Origin of the sequence: Nocardia sp. NPDC047654 (genome assembly GCF_043205035.1) — a bacterium.
Classification (GTDB): domain Bacteria; phylum Actinomycetota; class Actinomycetes; order Mycobacteriales; family Mycobacteriaceae; genus Nocardia.
Window position 1 is genome coordinate 204,713 of the sequence record NZ_JBIDDF010000012.1, and the last position, 15,583, is coordinate 220,295.

Consider the following 15,583-nt stretch of genomic DNA (forward strand, 5'->3'; position numbering starts at 1 on the left):
AACCGAGAAGATTCCCATGAACACTGCATACATCGTCGTCAATATCGTCGCTGCCGCCTGGGTCGGCTTCTCGGCGGTCTCGCTGCTGCGCCGGGCCGCGTTCGTCGTGGACCCGCTGGTGGAATACGGCGTGCCGCAATCGTGGTGGACGCCACTGGGATCGGCCAAGGCCGCTGGAGCGCTCGGGCTGATCGCCGGCCTCTTCGTTCCCGCGATCGGAGTCGCCGCGGCCATCGGCCTGATCTTGTACTTCGCGGGCGCGGTGATCGTCGTGCTGCGGGCCCGCTCGTACAAGACCGTGGCGTTTCCGATGCTCTACCTGATTCCGGTCGCGGTCGCGGTCGGTCTGGGCTTCGCAGCGTAGGAAGGGGCCGACGCGCGGAGAGCAGCGACACGGTGCTGCACTGAACACTCGAGCACAAGATCGCCACCGGCACGTCGACGACTTCACCTGTGGCCGAGCGGTGGCGCGTCAGCGGCATCTATTGCCACTGCGGGGATTTCATGTTTGCCAGTCGCCGAGCAACGGGTTAAGGATGGCTACATGTCGCATGCCCCGATATCTCTGCGTGAACTCCCTCGGCTACGCACCCGCCACATCGCGCAAATCGGTGGACTGATGCGCCCCGGTACGCACCGATCCCCCTTGCTGGAATTCGGCGAACGGTTCGTAGTCTCGCCGCCGGGATTTCCGACCATGCTGGTCACGTACGACATGGACGATGTGCGAGGACTGTTCGCCAACCACGACGACTTCTCGGTCGGGCAGGTGCTGAGCCGCTTCTCCAGCCACGACATGATGTTCGGCAAGCAGACGTTGATCTTCCTCGACGGTGACGACCATCGTCGCGAACGCCAACTGTTCGCGCCGCCGTTCCAGAGCAAGGCACTCCGGTCCTACGAGGATCTCATGGTGGAGGTGGTTCAGCGCGAACTGCCGACCTGGCCGGTTGGTGAACCGTTCGAGTTTCTGAAGGTCGGTTACGACTTGGCCATCGGGGTGCTGCTCGGCGTCGTCTTCGGCGACGTGGCTCCGCCCCGCAGGGACCGGCTGAAACAGGCGATCATCCGGTGGTTCGGGGAGATCGAAAGTCGCGGTTTTCTCGCCGTCACCTTGCTCACTCCGCTGGTCGGTGGCTACACGTTGCCCTACCCGCCGCTCAGCCGCCGCCAGTCCGAGGTCGACGCCCTCATCATCGAGGAAATCGCCGCGCGCCGGTCCACGCCCGGTGACAGGGACGGCCGGAAAGATGTGCTGTCGCGTTATGTCGGCACCGAACTGGATCAGCACGACGACGCCGCGTTGGCCCGCAATATGCGTGGCATCCTGCTGGGCGCCTACGAGACCACCGCGATCACGCTCGGCTGGATCGCCGCCATGCTGGCCGCCCACCCGGCGGCCATGGCCGAGCTCGACGCGGCGGTCGACGCAGGCGACTGCGCCCGGCTCGACACATACCTCGACGCCGTGGTCGCCGAAACGATGCGAATCCGCCCGGTGTCTCCGTTCACCGGGCGGCGCGCGCTGCGCGACACCGTGATCAACGGCGTACACGTACCCAAGGGAGCCATCGTCATAGTCCCGATTCTCCTCATTCACGAATCACCACGGCACTATTCGGACCCGATGGTCTTCCGCCCTGAACGCTTCCTCGACGAGCCACCGAACGGCCGCACCTGGCTGACCTTCGGCGCCGGCGCGCATCGCTGTCTGGGCGCCCAATTCGCCTTGACGGAAGCGCGCATCCTCTTCCGCACCATCCTCGAGCATCGTCGCATCGGCGCGGCCACCGGTCCCGTCGAACCCCCACGTCGCTATCACACCGGCCTCAGCCCCGCCGACAACGCCAGGATTACCCTGCATCCCCGCTGATCAGAGCCGCACCGCGGCGAACCTTTCGCCGTCGACGGAGTCTTCGATCAAGTGGATTCGGGCAGGTGCCGGTGAGCTCCGGCCATAAAGCGGCGCGGTCCGCCGCGGCGTTGGCGGCATCGAGGCGATCGTGCGCACCGAGGCAGTCGATGGTGCGTCAGGACACCGACATTCGTGAACTCGCGCAAGCCTCTCCGACGCGAAGGGCTGACACACGTTCGCCGCCACGTTCGATGCGTGGCGCACACTGCCGATGTCCGGCCGAGCCGCACCGCAACTACGGAGCACGCGTCAATTTTGGCCGATCCCAACATCTTCCGTTGCGACTGGTGTCGAATTGCCATTGATCGGCGGTGTTCTGGATGACCGATGCGACCAGTCAGGAGTGCACGCGTGCCACGTGAAATAGATTCGGCTGTCTTCCCCCATCTGGACGCGGACTTGGACCGTGTCCGTGAGGTTCTCGGACCCGTTCGGCTGGAGGGTAGGCCTGAACTGGCCGCACTCACAGACGACGGGCCGGACACCTCTCGCCGCCTGGTCCGCCCCACATTGACCCTATTGTCGTACTACCTGCTCACCGATCCCGCGATCCCGGCCGACGACCGGGTGGTGCGCGCCGCCGCTGCCGTCGAGTTGCTGCATCTGGGCTCGCTCTACCACGACGACGTCATCGATCACGCATACGAGCGACGAGGCCGTCCCAGTGCCAATGTGGTGTGGGGTTCGCATATGGCTGTGCTGGGTGGGGACTCCGTGATGCTCACAAGTGTGCGCATGCTGGCCGAACTCGGTCGGCGCGAGGTCCTGTCGGGGGCAATCGCAGGTGAGCAGATGTGCGCGGGCATGGTGATCGAGGCCGCCGACCTTCACGTGGCCTCCCGCAGCGAGCAGTCCTACCTGGACGCGATCGACGGCAAGACGGCGGCGGTGCTCTCGCTGGCATGCCGGGTGGGCGCGATGCAGACCGGCCGCCCTGACGATCAGCAGGAGGCGTCGGCTCAGTTCGGCCGGTACTTCGGGCTGGCCTACCAGCTGTATGACGACATCCTCGATCTGACCTCCACCGCCGAAGAAATGGGCAAGCCCGTCAACGCGGACCTGGCCGCGGGCATTTACACACTGCCCGTGATCCGCGCGGCCGCCCGCGACCGAAGCCTTGCTCCCCTGTTGCAGAGCAGAATGACGCTCGAGCAAGCTGCGCGTGCCCGCGAGCTCGTCATCGCCTGCGGCGCCGTGGACGAAGCACAGGCGGTGGCCGACGAGTTCATGGACCGGGCCGCCGGTCAGCTCGCCACTCTGCCCGTTGACCCGCGCGCTCGCCGCGCGCTCACCGACTACGCCCGGTCCATCCTCGACCGGCGAGCTTCTGGTCCCTCGGTCCCCCGGCGGTCGACGCAGCCACCTCGAACTCACGGCGATGGACTTCCGCCGCATCTCGCGCGATGGTTGCGGAACTGGCTGCTGGACACCGGCCTTGCCGTCTCCTCCGCCGAGGCGGACTACCACCGGTGGACAGGGGCGATCCATATCCCTACGCACACATTGGCCCCAGCGGCGAATGCGGTCCGTGAACAGACCGCCTACGCGATGGCCGTGCTGGTCCTCGCCTGGGATGACCTTTTCGAGGATCCGCAGCTGAAGGACCCGGAAGCCGTGACCGCGTTGCGACGTGGCATGGTGGCAACGCTGCGCCAGGACCCGGAGAAACCGTGGCGGCCCGGCGCGATTCCGACGGCTTGGGCGAGCATATGGCCGCGCCTGCGCGAGGGCCGGACCATCCGGTGGCAGAAGCGTTTCCTCGACGGTATCGAGCAGTGGTTCGAAGCCGCCGAACGCGAAGCGCACCATCGCATCAGTGGCTACATCCCTTCCACGGCCGACTACCTGCCGATGCGGATGTCGACCAGTGGGATCGAAACCGCCATCGCCTGCATGGAGGTGTACCACGACCGGGAACTGCCATCGACGCTGCGGGAACACCCCGTGATCCGCCGTCTCGAGGAACTCGCCTTCTGGGTCACCTTCGTGGAGAACGACCTGGTGGGACTGGATCAGGACGAGGCAGACCGAGTTCCCTACAACCTGGTGCGGGCAGTCCATCACGAAACCGGGTGCACTCGCAGCGAAGCCGTGGACCAGGTGCGGCGCCAAGTGGCGGATCAACGCGCCCAGCTCGAGGCGGTGATCCACTACGTCCCCGCGCTCCTGCGCGTCCTTCCCGGCCTGGCGGGTGAGGGGAAGGACTACGCGGAGATGTATGTGAACATCACGAGCGTCGGGCTCTGGGGGCGTGAGAGCGATCGGTACACGCAAACCTCCGTTACCGCAGCGCCGGATCTCGAACGCTTGCGCCGTGAGGTCTACCTCCCGGCCGCCGAACCGGCTCCTACGGCGTCGTGAGCCCGCAGCCGGCATGAGCGGGGTCATGTCCCGCGCCTCCACCGTCTGGTCGTGCGGGATGCCTCGTCAGTGCTTCGCCGGCTCGCCGGACCACATCGGGCGGGGGATGCGCGTCCACATCGTAGGTCGAAGAGAGGAGCGGGTGCGCCGATGGAAAGCGATCAGACCGACGAGGGCGCTCGCAATGAACCAGGCCAGTTGTACGGCGAATCCCGTCAGTGGCGTGGCGTCGGAGAAACCAGCCGTCGTCGAGGCCTGCATTGCCCCATAGGAGGGCAGCCAGCGCACGAATTCGCTGTCCGCCCCGGCACTGGCGATCGGGTTCTGTACGGCCATGTCGAAGCAGCTGATCATCGCGATGGCGAACATCCCCTCCACCTCGCGGCGCAGCAGAGCGCCGAGGGCCACACCCAACGCCCCGTAGGTCATCGCCGCGCCGAAAAGCGCCGCGGCGAGCAGGGCAGGCTGCCGCGGCGACCAGTAGCAGCAGATGACCGCCGTGGCGTACACGCAGACCACCAGCGAGGCCACCACCAGACAGGCGATCTTCGCCGAACCCAAAGCGACCCTGGGATACCCGGCCATCGTCAGACGCCGGTCGAATGCGCCGCTGCTGAAAGTGGCCGCGAACATCATGAACCCGATGATCAGCGAGACCGCCATCAGGGCGCCGCTGACCTGAGCGAGCTCATTACCGTTGGCGCGCAGAACCAAACCGGTGTCTCGAAGCCGGAACGGCACCTCGAGGTCGGTGACGGCGACGCAAACCAGAGTGATCAATATGGGAAGGAAGACGGCCACCAACAGCATGGCGAACCGGTTGCGAGCATGCTGGATGAGGTCGTAGCGCGTCGCGATCACGAACAGTCGCAAACTATCACTCATCGGCCTGCTCCTGTCCGCCTCGCAAGACGCCGTCGCGCAACCGCCACACCTGATCCAACTTGTCGATGTCGTGAGCCAGATGCGAGATGACCAGGACCGACCGGCGGGCGTCACGGAATTCCGCGACCAGATCCCAGAAACGCAGATACGTCTCCCAATCGAAACCCTGATACGGCTCATCCAACAGCAAAACCTGCGGATCGTGCATCACCGCCAGCGTCAGGTTGAGCTTTTGCCGCGTGCCGCCGCTGAGCGTCCCGACCCGCTCACCGGCATACTCGGAGAAACGCAAGATCTCCATGGTCTCCTCGGCGCGGCGCAGGTCCGGGATCGCATAGGCCGCGGCGAAGAAGTTCAGGTGCTGACGCACCGTCAAGGCGTCGTTCAGGATCACCTGCTGAGGGCAGTAACCGAACCTTCCACGGTGCCGGACCGTCCCCCGGTCCGGTCGCAACTCTCCGGACAAGACCTTCAACAGTGTCGACTTACCCGCCCCGTTCTCACCGACGATGCCCACCAGCATCCCCGTAGGCAAAACGAGGTCGATGCCACGCAGCACCGACCGTCTGCCGTATGAGTGGTGGACGTCCTCCACCTCCATCAACGCCCCCTTCCCGCCGCCGATCCAGTGACCCGACAGCGGCTCGAATATTATCAATCGACCACGAAATCCCGTGCCGGAAAGCCGATTGCGTGACATCGGCACCTCCGGCACGGAAGATACTCCGATTCGGTGTGCGGTAGTGTCGACGAGCGCGAGATGGCCTCTCCATCGAGGGTGCGTGATGACGCGGCTGTTCCTGAGTCTCGAACTCTGCCCCGGCCTGCCGATCAGCCCGACCTGAGCACGCACGCGGGCCGGCAGCCGATGTCCGCCGCGGCGAGCGCGCACTGGAGGCGCGCCGAGTTCGCCCCAGGAGTGGTCAGGGTCGGAACGCCGCAGCGCCGACGCAGGTCGAGCAGCCCCCTTGCGGTACCGTCGGGGAGCTTCCCGATGAGCGCTCCGGCCGTGAGGTGTAGCCGCCGATCGTTGTGATGTGCCTCATCCCGGCGTCGAAGCCGACATCGAACACGAACCAGGAGAACGATATTGGCGAAGCTACACCGGCCCGGGCGTCCTGAGGATCTGCCGGATGCGCGGCTGCTGTGGGCGCGGTGGGCCGCCGTAGCGGTCGCTACCTACGATCGCGACGAAGAGCGCGAGCCGCAGCAGCATCGTTCGGGATACTGGATCGACGATGACGGCCTGCACTGGGACGACTGCGGTTGTACCTGGTGGGTGCTGAAGTGGTTCGGCGACGGCCGTGCCGTGCTCGTCGGAGAGGACGAATCGAGCCGAGTCAAGGGGTACGAGCCCGCCATCGACCTGCTGGCCGGAGCACCGGAATGGTTACCTCGGCTCTACCTGCAGGACCTGATCGATGACTACATGGTCGGCTGTATCTACTGGTTCGACGAGGGGGCCTGGAACCGGGCCCCCTACCCCGACGATCTGGCCGACGACGGGCTCGACTGTGGGATCTCGGCTCTGACGACACGGGCCGGCGCCGTCGGCGAGATCGCCGAACGGCTGGAGTTCGACCACACCGACACCGGTATGCCGGAGTTGTGTGATCAACTGCTCGACGACGCCGAGCGTGGCGCTGTCACCGAGACCGTGCTTCGATCCTTCGCCGAGACGATGGTGCGGTTGAAGGCACAGCACTACCCCGAGGACGCTCCCCGACCACGCACCGACAACGACCTCACCGCCATGTTCGCCCTGGCCGCGCGGGCCGGTCTCGACACGGCCACCTGGACCGGCACGCTCGGCACCCGAAGCTGAGCCGGACGGCCCCTGCGGGAGCCCGCACTCCTCCCTCCGCGAGCCAGGGCCACCCGGCGTGCCCGAGAACCCTCAGTGGTTTCCTATTGAGGGAGAATATGGACGTGAGCGACGCGATCAGCAATAAGTGGAAACATCAGCACGGCCTACCAGCGGTCATGGCGCCGACGGGTGCAGTGGCACTCGTCGGCTGCTAGTTCGATGTCGGAGCGAGAAGTGCCGGGACGGGAATCCTCGACAGGGCCCGGCGGGAAGAGGTTCGACGAGCTGGAACAGTTGCGCAGGAAGTCGGAAGGAAGCAGGGCTGTGGAGACCTCCGGAGACGGCACGTCGAACGTCACCCGGCTACCGCGTCGCCCGCGGCGCGTGGCGCAAGAGGCCGGCGAGCGTCTCCAGAAGACTTGGCGCTCGGAAGGTGGCTCCGTCTATGATCCCGCACCGACCAAGCCCGTACTGCGATCGGAACTGCAGCGGGAGACAGGGTGGTGGCCGGTCGACCCAGGCGCGACGCGGCACCCCGCCCCCGTGCATGATCCGGGCAGCGCCGAGCCTGAGGGGAATGTCGTCGATCTAGACGCGCTGCGGCGGAAACGAGCTGGTGACGATGCTCCGGCCGCAGGCATCCGGCGCATGGTCAAACCTCGGCGAATCGAGAAAAGTGGCGGCGAGGGATCCGGCACCGAAGGTGAGCCCGGCGGGGATCCCGATTCTCCATGGGTGGACGGACCGGCTGGGCCACGCTGACTCACCGCGAGGCAGTCGACGTACCCAGCACCCACACTTACCCGTCGGGAATCCACGCGCATCGCGCCAACTTGCGCGGGAACAGCTCGTCGATCCGCCACCGGTCCGCTGACACCGACCACGACTATGAGCAGCCGATGAGAATCGTGCTGCGCGGCGGGACACACACCGACCTGTCTCCTTCGAAGATTCACCGCGCCCCTGGTGGTGCCGAACTCAGGCGGCGAGGTCACCGAGTGGCGATGACGACCTCAGAGTTGACATATGTCCTGTCCGGTGGGCTACGGTGTGAGGCGATGACTACCGGGACGGCGATGCGCCACACACGGATTGGTTGCCCGGCGCTGTTCTGAACGCCGCGCGGGCCGGTGTCAGCCGGCTTGTCGATCGAGGCTTCCGCGGTATCGCGCGGGCTCCGCCTTCGTCGTGTTGATCACAAGACATCAACCACGACAGAAGGATTCAACGATGACTGCAACGCATGGAACGCCGGTCGAGGTGCAGACACCCGATGGTGTCGCCGACGCATATGTCGCTTGCCCCGCCGATGGTGCCGCCCATCCGGGAGTACTGGTGATTCAGGACGGTTTCGGACTGCGGCCCAGCCTGCGGACGCTGGCTGATCGTATTGCCGCCCACGGCTACACCGTCCTGCTTCCGAACGCCTATTACCGGCACGGGCCGGCACCGGTAATCGAATTGCCGGATTTGATCGACCCGGCGGAGCGGCCGGAGATCTTCCAGCAGGTCTTCCCGATGATCCGCGAGTTGACACCGGAGCTTCTGCGTTCCGATGCCGGCGCTTACCTCGAGTGGCTGGCAGCCTCGCCGCATGTCTCCGAGGGGAAGGTCGGCGTCACCGGCTACTGCATGGGGGCGCGGCTGGCGGTGTTGGTCGCTGCCATGTTCCCCGATCGGGTTGCGGCGGTGGCCGGATTCCATGGCGGCCCGCTCGTCACCGATACCTCGGACAGTCCGCACCTTGTCGTCGGAAATATCACCGCGGAGCTGTATTTCGCTCACGCCGGCGAGGATGACCACATGACTCCCGAGCACATCGGCCGGTTCGACAAGGCACTCGCCGCCGCTGGCGTCCGCTACCGCACCGAGGTCTACGAAGGGGCCCAACACGGCTACACCCAGGCCGACACCTCCGCCCACGACCTCGAAGCTGCCGAAAGGCACTACCGCGAACTACTGGCCCTGTTCGACCGCAATCTGCGCCAGTAGCACCCCGGATACGGAGCCGACCATGCACGCCTTGCGGCAATCGCTGTCCACTGGGACATGTGGTTGGTCGAAAGCGCTGACAGCGGAGACCGCGTGATGCCTCGGGACCAACTTCCCGAGGCATCACCGTGTCAGCGCCGGCTGCCGGCCGGTCACACACCTCTACGCCCGACTACGCCGCCATGCGAGCCCGGCCAGAACCCGCACATCCGTGGCTTCCGGAGGCAACGAGCACATCAAGGGACGTAGACGATGCGGTCCTCCGTCTCCGCGCTCCACGTCTCGGCGATCTGAGCGAGGGGCAAGGGACGTGCCTGCACGTCGATCTCGCCGGTGTGCACCGCGACGGCGAGTTCCGGAAGCTCCGCGAGGATGTCGCGGGAGGAGACCGAGCCGATCCCGCTGCCGCAGATCTGTAGCCGGGATGCGCGCAGCAGCGCGGAGTGGAGGGGACTCGTCTGGCCGGCGACGGATCCGATCTGAATCCAGTCCAGCGGGGCGGAGCGGTCGCGGCGTGCGGTGATCATCGCGGTCATCGCACGGGCGGAAGGTTCTCCCCACACGTAGTCGAGGACGACGTCGACGTCGGCGGCGCGGTCGGTCTGCTCGAACGTCACCGTCTCGTCCGCGCCGAGGTCGTGCAGCGCGGCGAGCCGGGAAGCATTGCGTCCGGCGGCGATCACGTGGGCGGCACCGAATTGCTTCGCTATCTGCACCGCCATGCGTCCAGCGCTGCCGGTCGCACCCAGGACGAGGACGCGCTGCCCCTTGTGGAACGCGATGCGGCGGCGCAAGGCGACCCACGACGACATCGCCGGGTTCATCGCGGCGGCGATGCGCACCGGGTCGACGTCGCCCGGTAGTACCACGCTGCGACGGGGATCGATCACCGTCTGTTCGGCGAACATCCCCAGGTCGCTGTCGTCCAGCACCGTGTACCTGAGGTTTCCGTGCCGGTCGCGCACGACGCCGTCGACGCCGGGAACGAACGGGAGCCTGCCGGTGCTGCTGTAGTGCGTGCCGTTCGCCCGAGCCCTGACCAGGTGGTGCAAACCGGCCGCTAGAACGTCCACGACCATCTCGTTCTCCCCCTCGACGACCGGGGCGGGGTACTCGCTGTACCGGGGTGGGGCGTCGAAGCTGGTGACAACGGCGGCGTGCATGGCAACTCCTCGGTTTGTTTGTATTACCAACTAATCCGAGTTTGGTTGGTAATACAAACTATGTCAAGTACGATTACGGTATGAGACCTGACGATGCGCTCGAGGATGCCCTCGTTCGGACGTCCTTCCGGGTGATGGCCGTACTCACCCGCATCGGTTCGGAGCACGACCTGTCCCTCACGCAGTTGCGGCTACTCGGCTTTCTGCGTGACCGCCGACCCCGGATGACCGATCTGGCGGCATTCCTCGGGCTGGACAAGTCCACGATGTCCGGGCTCGTCGAGCGGGCCGAGCGCCGAGGTCTCGTGGCACGAGGCAAATCGCCGGAGGATCGCAGGGTGGTCGATGTGTTCATCACGCCGACGGGCAGCGAACTCGCCGGACGGCTGCAAGAAGAGATCCGCGCGGCCCTGGCTCCCTACACCGACCGGCTCTGTGCCGACGATCGCCACGCACTCACGCAGCTGCTCGCCTCCCTTTCCGGTACACCGCCAGAGGACCGCGGGAAAGAAGGGCCGACGAACGCCCTGTGAGTCCACCCGTAGATCAGCGCACCGCCACCGCTGTCTTCAACCTGCGGATACCCCGGATCAGCAACGGGTTGTCGCGCAGGCTCGGTGGCGTGCGTTCGGGATCCATCAGTTCGTTCTCCGCGAGCGGGCTGTCCTCGTCCTCGACGGTCCCCGGCTCGAACCGCACCAGGGTCCGGCCGTTGCCGCGCAACCTCTCGACGGTGCGCAGAAGCGACGACGTCTCGGCGAGTGTGGCGTCGAACTTCGCGGGTTCGGCATCGAGATGTTCGCAGATCAGCTGGCGGCGGATATCGAGGATGGTTTCCCGCAGCAGGTCACCGTCCGCGGTGGCGGGGGTGACCTCGACGGCCAGATCGCATTCGGTGTCGAAGCCCATCGAACGGTTGTTGAGGTTCGACGATCCCACCCGCAGCAGCCGATCGTCCATCACCAATACCTTCGCGTGGACGTAGATCGGCGCGCCGGCCTCGGTGACGGGGTAGTAGACGCCGAACCGGTTCTCGGTATCGGCCTCCCACAACAGCTGCAGTAGGCGGCGACGCGCCCCATCCATCGCCTGTTGTTCGAGCCAGCCGTCGGCGTGCCGCGGCAGCACCAGAACGATCTCCGGACCGTTCGGCTCACGCAGCCGAGCGGCGATCGCCTCGGCGAGAGTGCGCGAGGCCAGGTACTGACTCTCGATGTACAGCGACCTCTTGGCGCTCGCGATCGCCGCCAGATACAACGCCTCGACCTCCCGGACTTCGGCGCGGTCGGCGAGCTCGGGGAAGGTCCGCGCGATACCCACATCCACCGACCGCATCGTCGGCTCCAGCCCCTCCGGCCACGGCGTGTCACCGGCGAACTCGTCGACCGGGGCCAATTGCTGTCCCGTCGCCGCCTTCCACCGGGCTCGGGCCAATTCGCCGATCGCCTTCGCCGCATCGCCGTCGACGGCGGTGGTCGCGTCGTGCCATGGTCCGTACCGGCGGCCGTTGGGCTCGGTCCGGTAGTGGTTGTCGTCCCGATGGTCGCTGGTGTCCCAGCGATCGACGGTCATGTCGATACCGCCGCAGAACGCGAGCGTGTCGTCGATCACCACGATCTTCTGATGGTGTGCCGAACCGATCGGGTGCGCGCCATCCATTTCGAGGTGCAACCGCCGGTCGGTTATCCAATTGACGACGAAGATCGGTGTCATCCCGCGGCTGATCGCCGCGAACGCGCCGACATTCCATTTCAGCAGGTAGATGTCGAGATCTGGTCGCTGTTTCGGCAGCCAGGACAGGAATTTACCCAGCCGATCGGGCCCTTCGAGGGTCTTCTCCCCCGGTTCGAACTTGATTCGGGTATCGAAGTCCCAGCCGATCAGGACGATGCGCTTGCGAGCCTGCAACATCGCGGACTTGGCATGGCGGAAATAGTCCGCCGCATCGACAATGCATGCCAGCCGATCGGCCCGCGCGATCTGCCAGCAGGTGTCGCCGGGGGTGAGGATTTGTTGCTCGTCGCTCATGTGTAATCAGTTCTCTCGTCCAGCCGGACACCCGTCCCCGCAGGTGAACGATTCACAGTACTGCGTGGTCGCGCACCGTTTCGGTCGCGGTCTTCGCTCGGAACCGCGGACGCGCGCTGGGCGTGCCGTCACGGTTTCGAAGCTGCTGTCGCAACGGACCTCCACCTCGCTCTGAGCAGGCAGCTGCGATGACGGTGCGGGTCCGCCCCCCACAAGTAGGGGCACCCGAGGAAGTAACCGGGTGTGAGGTGGGCGCGATGAGCCAGGTGGAGTTCGTCGAGAGCGGAGGCCTGCGTGGGTCGAGGTATGAGAAGCATTGCGGTGGCTGCCATTACGGTGGCCGCGTCGATGCTCGGGATTGGTGCACCTGTGATGGCGCATGCGGAGCCGGACGGGCTGAAGCATTGCGCGGTCAGCAGTGGACGGGTACCCGAAACGGCGACGCCGGAGGAAGTCGGACTCGATTCGGCGGCGCTGCGTGGGGCGGTGGCGCTCGCGGCGGATTCGACACGCATGACGCTGCAGATCTTCCGGAACAATTGCCTGATCGCGACCGGCCCGAACCACGCGCGGGCCGCCGGTGTGCCGTGGAATCTCTGGAGCAGCACCAAGAGCGTGGTTTCGATGGTGGCCGGGATCGCGGTGGACGAGCAGCGGCTGCGGCTCGATGACCCGATCGGCGCCTATCTGCCGCCCGAGCTCGGTGATGCCGCACATCGCGCGATCACCGTGCGGAATCTGCTCATCGAAGCCAGCGGCATGCGGGTGGCGGTGGCCTCCGAGGGCATCACCGGATTGGCGCAGATCGACCCGAATGTGGTCGCGCAGGCGCTGGCGATGCCGATCGATCAACAGCAAGGCATCGAGTGGCGCTACAGCCAGCGCGCCGTCGATCTGCTCGTGTACGTCATCCAGCGTGCGGTCGACGAGGACTTCCAGGCATACACGCAACGAAAGCTGTTCGATCCGTTGGGCATTCCGCCGACCGACTACTTCTGGGGGCGGGACCGCAGTGGAAACACCTACGGTTACGCGCATCTGCTGCTGCCGCCAGATGATTTCGCCAAGCTGGGTCTGCTGCTCACCAATCGCGGCCAGTGGGGCGGTCACCGGATCATTTCGGCGGATTATCTCGCGCAGGCCGGCCGTCCCACGCCGACGAACCCGTGCTACGGCTTCCTGTTCGTGGTGAACGGGCCGGACTGCGCGAACTACTTTCCTGGTCTGCCGCCGGATGCGATGCAGATGTCGGGAATGATGCGCCAGGACAATTTCATCGTGCCGAGCCTCGGATTGATGGTCGGTTGGACCGGTGTGACGGTTCCGGGGAGCGCGTTGAGCTTCCCGCACGATGTCCTGCGTGCGGTCGGCGCCGCCTTCCTGGAACCCCGCATACCCGCCGCGGCACCGTACGAACAGCAATCGGATGTCCAGCTGTCCGATCCGATGATCTCGAATCCGGACGCGACTCTCGCCGCACTCGGTATCGGCCCGATGGCCTACCCGGGATGCAACCCGCTGTCCTGCTTGGGCAAGCCCATGTCCGCACCGTTCGCGAATTGGCCGGCAGGTTGTTTCATCCTCGGCTGTGTCGGCCCCCACCCGGCGACACCTGGAATTCGCTAGCGGCACTCGGTATAGGCGCTCGAGGTCATGCCGCTGCCCGGCGGCCCCGCCGGACAGCCGCGGCCCGAGGTGCATGGGTGGGCGTTCCGGCGTTCGAAGGAGACGACGCGTAGCGCGGCCCGGCCGCGCGCGGCGTTCCCGGTGGTGCAGCTCGACGGAATCCGGCGCTGAGCCGGTACGGCAGCGGTTCGGGAAATCTTCGCCGACAGCGATGAATTCTCGGACGGCGCTCCGTCCTATCCGTTGAACGCGCTACCAACCCGGCGCGACCGACCAGAAGGACCAGAGATGACCACCGCCAACCCCACCGCCGAGTTCTCCGACGACGTCACCGGTCGTCCCGGCAAGATCCGCAACCGCGTCCTGTGGACCCTGCAGATCCTGCTCGGCCTGTTCTTCATCATCGCCTCCGGCGGGCCGAAGCTCGTTATGCCCAACGCTCTGATGGACAACGCTCCCGAGAATCTCACCATCCCCCTCGGGCTGCTCATCTTCATCGGAGTTGCGGAGGTAGCGGGTGGTATCGGCCTGATGGTGCCACGGCTCAGTGCCCTGGCCGCCGCGGGTCTGTCCGTTCTGACCGTGCTCGCCGCCGGGACGCAGGCCTTCATCGCCGACAAGCCCTTGATGGGCATCTTCCCACTGGTGCTCGCCGCGATCTTCGCCTGGATCGCCTACGAGCGCCGCGCCACCATCACCGATCTGCGCAACTCGCTCTCGCGATGACAGATCCATGAGTACGACCGGCGATCGGTGGCACACCCACCGATCGCCGGTCGTACGTTCTCGGACCGATCCCCGTCGGGTTGGCGGCGATCGGTCCGGTGGCCTTTCAGGATTCGCGGGCTGCGATTGCGGCTTGGATTCGTCGTAGCGTGCGGAGGCCTTTCTTCGCGGCGACGCTCACCATGCCGTCGAAGACTGTGGAGCCCCGATCGTGGGCCATCAGTCGTTCCAGCGTCGGCACGGCACGATCATCGCCGGTCGAACCGAGCGCGACAGCCGCCCAGTATCGCTGGTCCGGGTCGTCACTGTCGGCCGCCGCGCACAGCCTCGGGATGACGTCCGGGGAAAACTTGGCCAACGCGCTGGCGATATAGCCGATGCGGAAGTACCGGCGGTTCTCGAATTCGTCCCACAGTGCGGCCAAGGCAGCATCACCGCCGATCATGCCGAGGGCCTCGGCGGCCCGTTCGCGCATTCCTCCGATCGGGTCCCGCAGCACGGGCGTGAGCGCCGGGACGACCGATTCGTCGCCGAGGGCGCCCAGAGCGATCACCGCTTGCTCTCGAGCCATCTCCTGTGAGTGGTCCAGCATCGCGATCAAGCCGGGAACCGCATCGCGGAAGCCGAGCGCCGCGCAGCCCATCGCCGCCCATGCCTGGCAGTTGTACCGAGTGTCGGCCAGTGACGCGAGCAGCGGCGCCTTCAGGGTGTCGTCGCCGAAGACCGCCGCCTGGTTCAACGCCCGGCTGTACAGCGACCGGTGGTAGTCGGGATAGTCTCGGACGAGCGCGCGCAGTGCTTCCTTGGCGGATGTGTCCCCGTCCGCAGCCCGCACGAGCAGCCGCCGCAGACTCGCTCCGCGAGTCTCGAGATCGCCGTCTTTGAGGCTTCGCGCATCAACTGGGTTCACCGCCCAACGGTACCTGGCGATGATCCGTTCCCCCGCCACGTCTCGGGCGTCAGCGGATGAACGATGAGCTTCTCACCCGTTACCTTTTTCGTGGGTACCGCGATCGGGCCCACGGTCGCCAGGCTCGGTATGACTTCTTGCCCCTGTCTTTCTCATGATCCGGGGGGTGG

Annotated in this window: 13 protein-coding genes; 8 read left to right on the forward strand and 5 right to left on the reverse strand. The window is 66.1% G+C overall.

Features of this window, described 5'->3' with window-relative positions:
- The first annotated feature begins 16 nt into the window (after positions 1-16).
- The 3 genes from ACGF7Y_RS26485 to ACGF7Y_RS26495 all read left to right on the forward strand — a co-directional run bounded on the left by ACGF7Y_RS26485 (position 17) and on the right by ACGF7Y_RS26495 (position 4,276).
- Positions 17-364 (forward strand): DoxX family protein, encoded by a 348-nt coding sequence (locus ACGF7Y_RS26485; protein ID WP_393237860.1) that lies wholly within the window; start codon positions 17-19, stop codon positions 362-364.
- Positions 365-544: 180 nt separating this feature from the next.
- Complete coding sequence (locus tag ACGF7Y_RS26490) at positions 545-1,873, forward strand: cytochrome P450 (protein WP_393237863.1); 1,329 nt, start codon at positions 545-547, stop codon at positions 1,871-1,873.
- Positions 1,874-2,266: 393 nt separating this feature from the next.
- Positions 2,267-4,276, forward strand: coding sequence for a polyprenyl synthetase family protein (locus ACGF7Y_RS26495; RefSeq protein WP_393237866.1), 2,010 nt, complete (start codon positions 2,267-2,269; stop codon positions 4,274-4,276).
- A 66-nt stretch (positions 4,277-4,342) separates the two neighbouring features.
- Here the strand turns inward: ACGF7Y_RS26495 and ACGF7Y_RS26500 are convergent, their stop codons facing one another.
- Both ACGF7Y_RS26500 and ACGF7Y_RS26505 read right to left on the reverse strand, forming a co-directional pair.
- Positions 4,343-5,149, reverse strand: coding sequence for a hypothetical protein (locus tag ACGF7Y_RS26500; RefSeq protein ID WP_393237869.1), 807 nt, complete (start codon positions 5,147-5,149; stop codon positions 4,343-4,345).
- A gap of 4 nt (positions 5,150-5,153) precedes the next feature.
- Complete coding sequence (locus ACGF7Y_RS26505) at positions 5,154-5,876, reverse strand: ABC transporter ATP-binding protein (protein ID WP_393237872.1); 723 nt, start codon at positions 5,874-5,876, stop codon at positions 5,154-5,156.
- 375 nt (positions 5,877-6,251) lie between these two features.
- Here ACGF7Y_RS26505 and ACGF7Y_RS26510 point away from each other — a divergent pair, with 375 nt between their 5' ends.
- Together ACGF7Y_RS26510 and ACGF7Y_RS26515 are read left to right on the forward strand one after the other, a co-directional pair.
- Positions 6,252-6,986, forward strand: coding sequence for a hypothetical protein (locus ACGF7Y_RS26510; RefSeq protein ID WP_393237875.1), 735 nt, complete (start codon positions 6,252-6,254; stop codon positions 6,984-6,986).
- A 1,212-nt stretch (positions 6,987-8,198) separates the two neighbouring features.
- Positions 8,199-8,960: a dienelactone hydrolase family protein gene (locus tag ACGF7Y_RS26515; RefSeq protein WP_393237878.1), complete on the forward strand. Its 762-nt coding sequence runs from the start codon at positions 8,199-8,201 to the stop codon at positions 8,958-8,960.
- Positions 8,961-9,196: 236 nt separating this feature from the next.
- Here the strand turns inward: ACGF7Y_RS26515 and ACGF7Y_RS26520 are convergent, their stop codons facing one another.
- Positions 9,197-10,123, reverse strand: a complete 927-nt coding sequence (locus tag ACGF7Y_RS26520; RefSeq protein WP_393237881.1) for a zinc-binding alcohol dehydrogenase family protein — start codon at positions 10,121-10,123, stop codon at positions 9,197-9,199.
- A gap of 80 nt (positions 10,124-10,203) precedes the next feature.
- Between ACGF7Y_RS26520 and ACGF7Y_RS26525 the strand changes: the two genes are divergently transcribed.
- Positions 10,204-10,656 carry a MarR family winged helix-turn-helix transcriptional regulator gene (locus ACGF7Y_RS26525; protein WP_393237884.1) on the forward strand — a complete coding sequence of 151 codons (453 nt, stop codon included), beginning with the start codon at positions 10,204-10,206 and terminating at the stop codon, positions 10,654-10,656.
- Between the two features lie 13 nt (positions 10,657-10,669).
- Here the strand turns inward: ACGF7Y_RS26525 and ACGF7Y_RS26530 are convergent, their stop codons facing one another.
- Positions 10,670-12,151, reverse strand: coding sequence for a phospholipase D-like domain-containing protein (locus ACGF7Y_RS26530; protein ID WP_393237887.1), 1,482 nt, complete (start codon positions 12,149-12,151; stop codon positions 10,670-10,672).
- 372 nt (positions 12,152-12,523) lie between these two features.
- Between ACGF7Y_RS26530 and ACGF7Y_RS26535 the strand changes: the two genes are divergently transcribed.
- Both ACGF7Y_RS26535 and ACGF7Y_RS26540 read left to right on the forward strand, forming a co-directional pair.
- Entirely contained in the window at positions 12,524-13,777 is a 1,254-nt protein-coding gene (locus ACGF7Y_RS26535) for a serine hydrolase domain-containing protein (protein ID WP_393237890.1), read from the forward strand.
- Between the two features lie 288 nt (positions 13,778-14,065).
- Positions 14,066-14,503, forward strand: a complete 438-nt coding sequence (locus ACGF7Y_RS26540) for a DoxX family protein (RefSeq protein WP_393237893.1) — start codon at positions 14,066-14,068, stop codon at positions 14,501-14,503.
- Between the two features lie 106 nt (positions 14,504-14,609).
- On the opposite strand, the gene ACGF7Y_RS26545 is transcribed toward ACGF7Y_RS26540, so the two are convergent.
- The gene (locus tag ACGF7Y_RS26545; RefSeq protein ID WP_393237896.1) at positions 14,610-15,413 is read right to left on the reverse strand and encodes a HEAT repeat domain-containing protein; all 804 of its coding nucleotides are present in this window, start codon (positions 15,411-15,413) and stop codon (positions 14,610-14,612) included.
- Positions 15,414-15,583: the final 170 nt, after the last annotated feature.

Bases quoted from the DNA above. Each gene is read 5' to 3' on its own strand.
- ACGF7Y_RS26485 (WP_393237860.1), top strand. From the start codon at position 17: ATGAACACTGCATACATCGTCGTCAATATCGTCGCTGCCGCCTGGGTC.
- ACGF7Y_RS26490 (WP_393237863.1), top strand. From the start codon at position 545: ATGTCGCATGCCCCGATATCTCTGCGTGAACTCCCTCGGCTACGCACC.
- ACGF7Y_RS26515 (WP_393237878.1), top strand. From the start codon at position 8,199: ATGACTGCAACGCATGGAACGCCGGTCGAGGTGCAGACACCCGATGGT.
- ACGF7Y_RS26520 (WP_393237881.1), bottom strand. From the start codon at position 10,123: ATGCACGCCGCCGTTGTCACCAGCTTCGACGCCCCACCCCGGTACAGC.
- ACGF7Y_RS26525 (WP_393237884.1), top strand. From the start codon at position 10,204: ATGAGACCTGACGATGCGCTCGAGGATGCCCTCGTTCGGACGTCCTTC.
- ACGF7Y_RS26530 (WP_393237887.1), bottom strand. From the start codon at position 12,151: ATGAGCGACGAGCAACAAATCCTCACCCCCGGCGACACCTGCTGGCAG.
- ACGF7Y_RS26535 (WP_393237890.1), top strand. From the start codon at position 12,524: ATGGCGCATGCGGAGCCGGACGGGCTGAAGCATTGCGCGGTCAGCAGT.
- ACGF7Y_RS26540 (WP_393237893.1), top strand. From the start codon at position 14,066: ATGACCACCGCCAACCCCACCGCCGAGTTCTCCGACGACGTCACCGGT.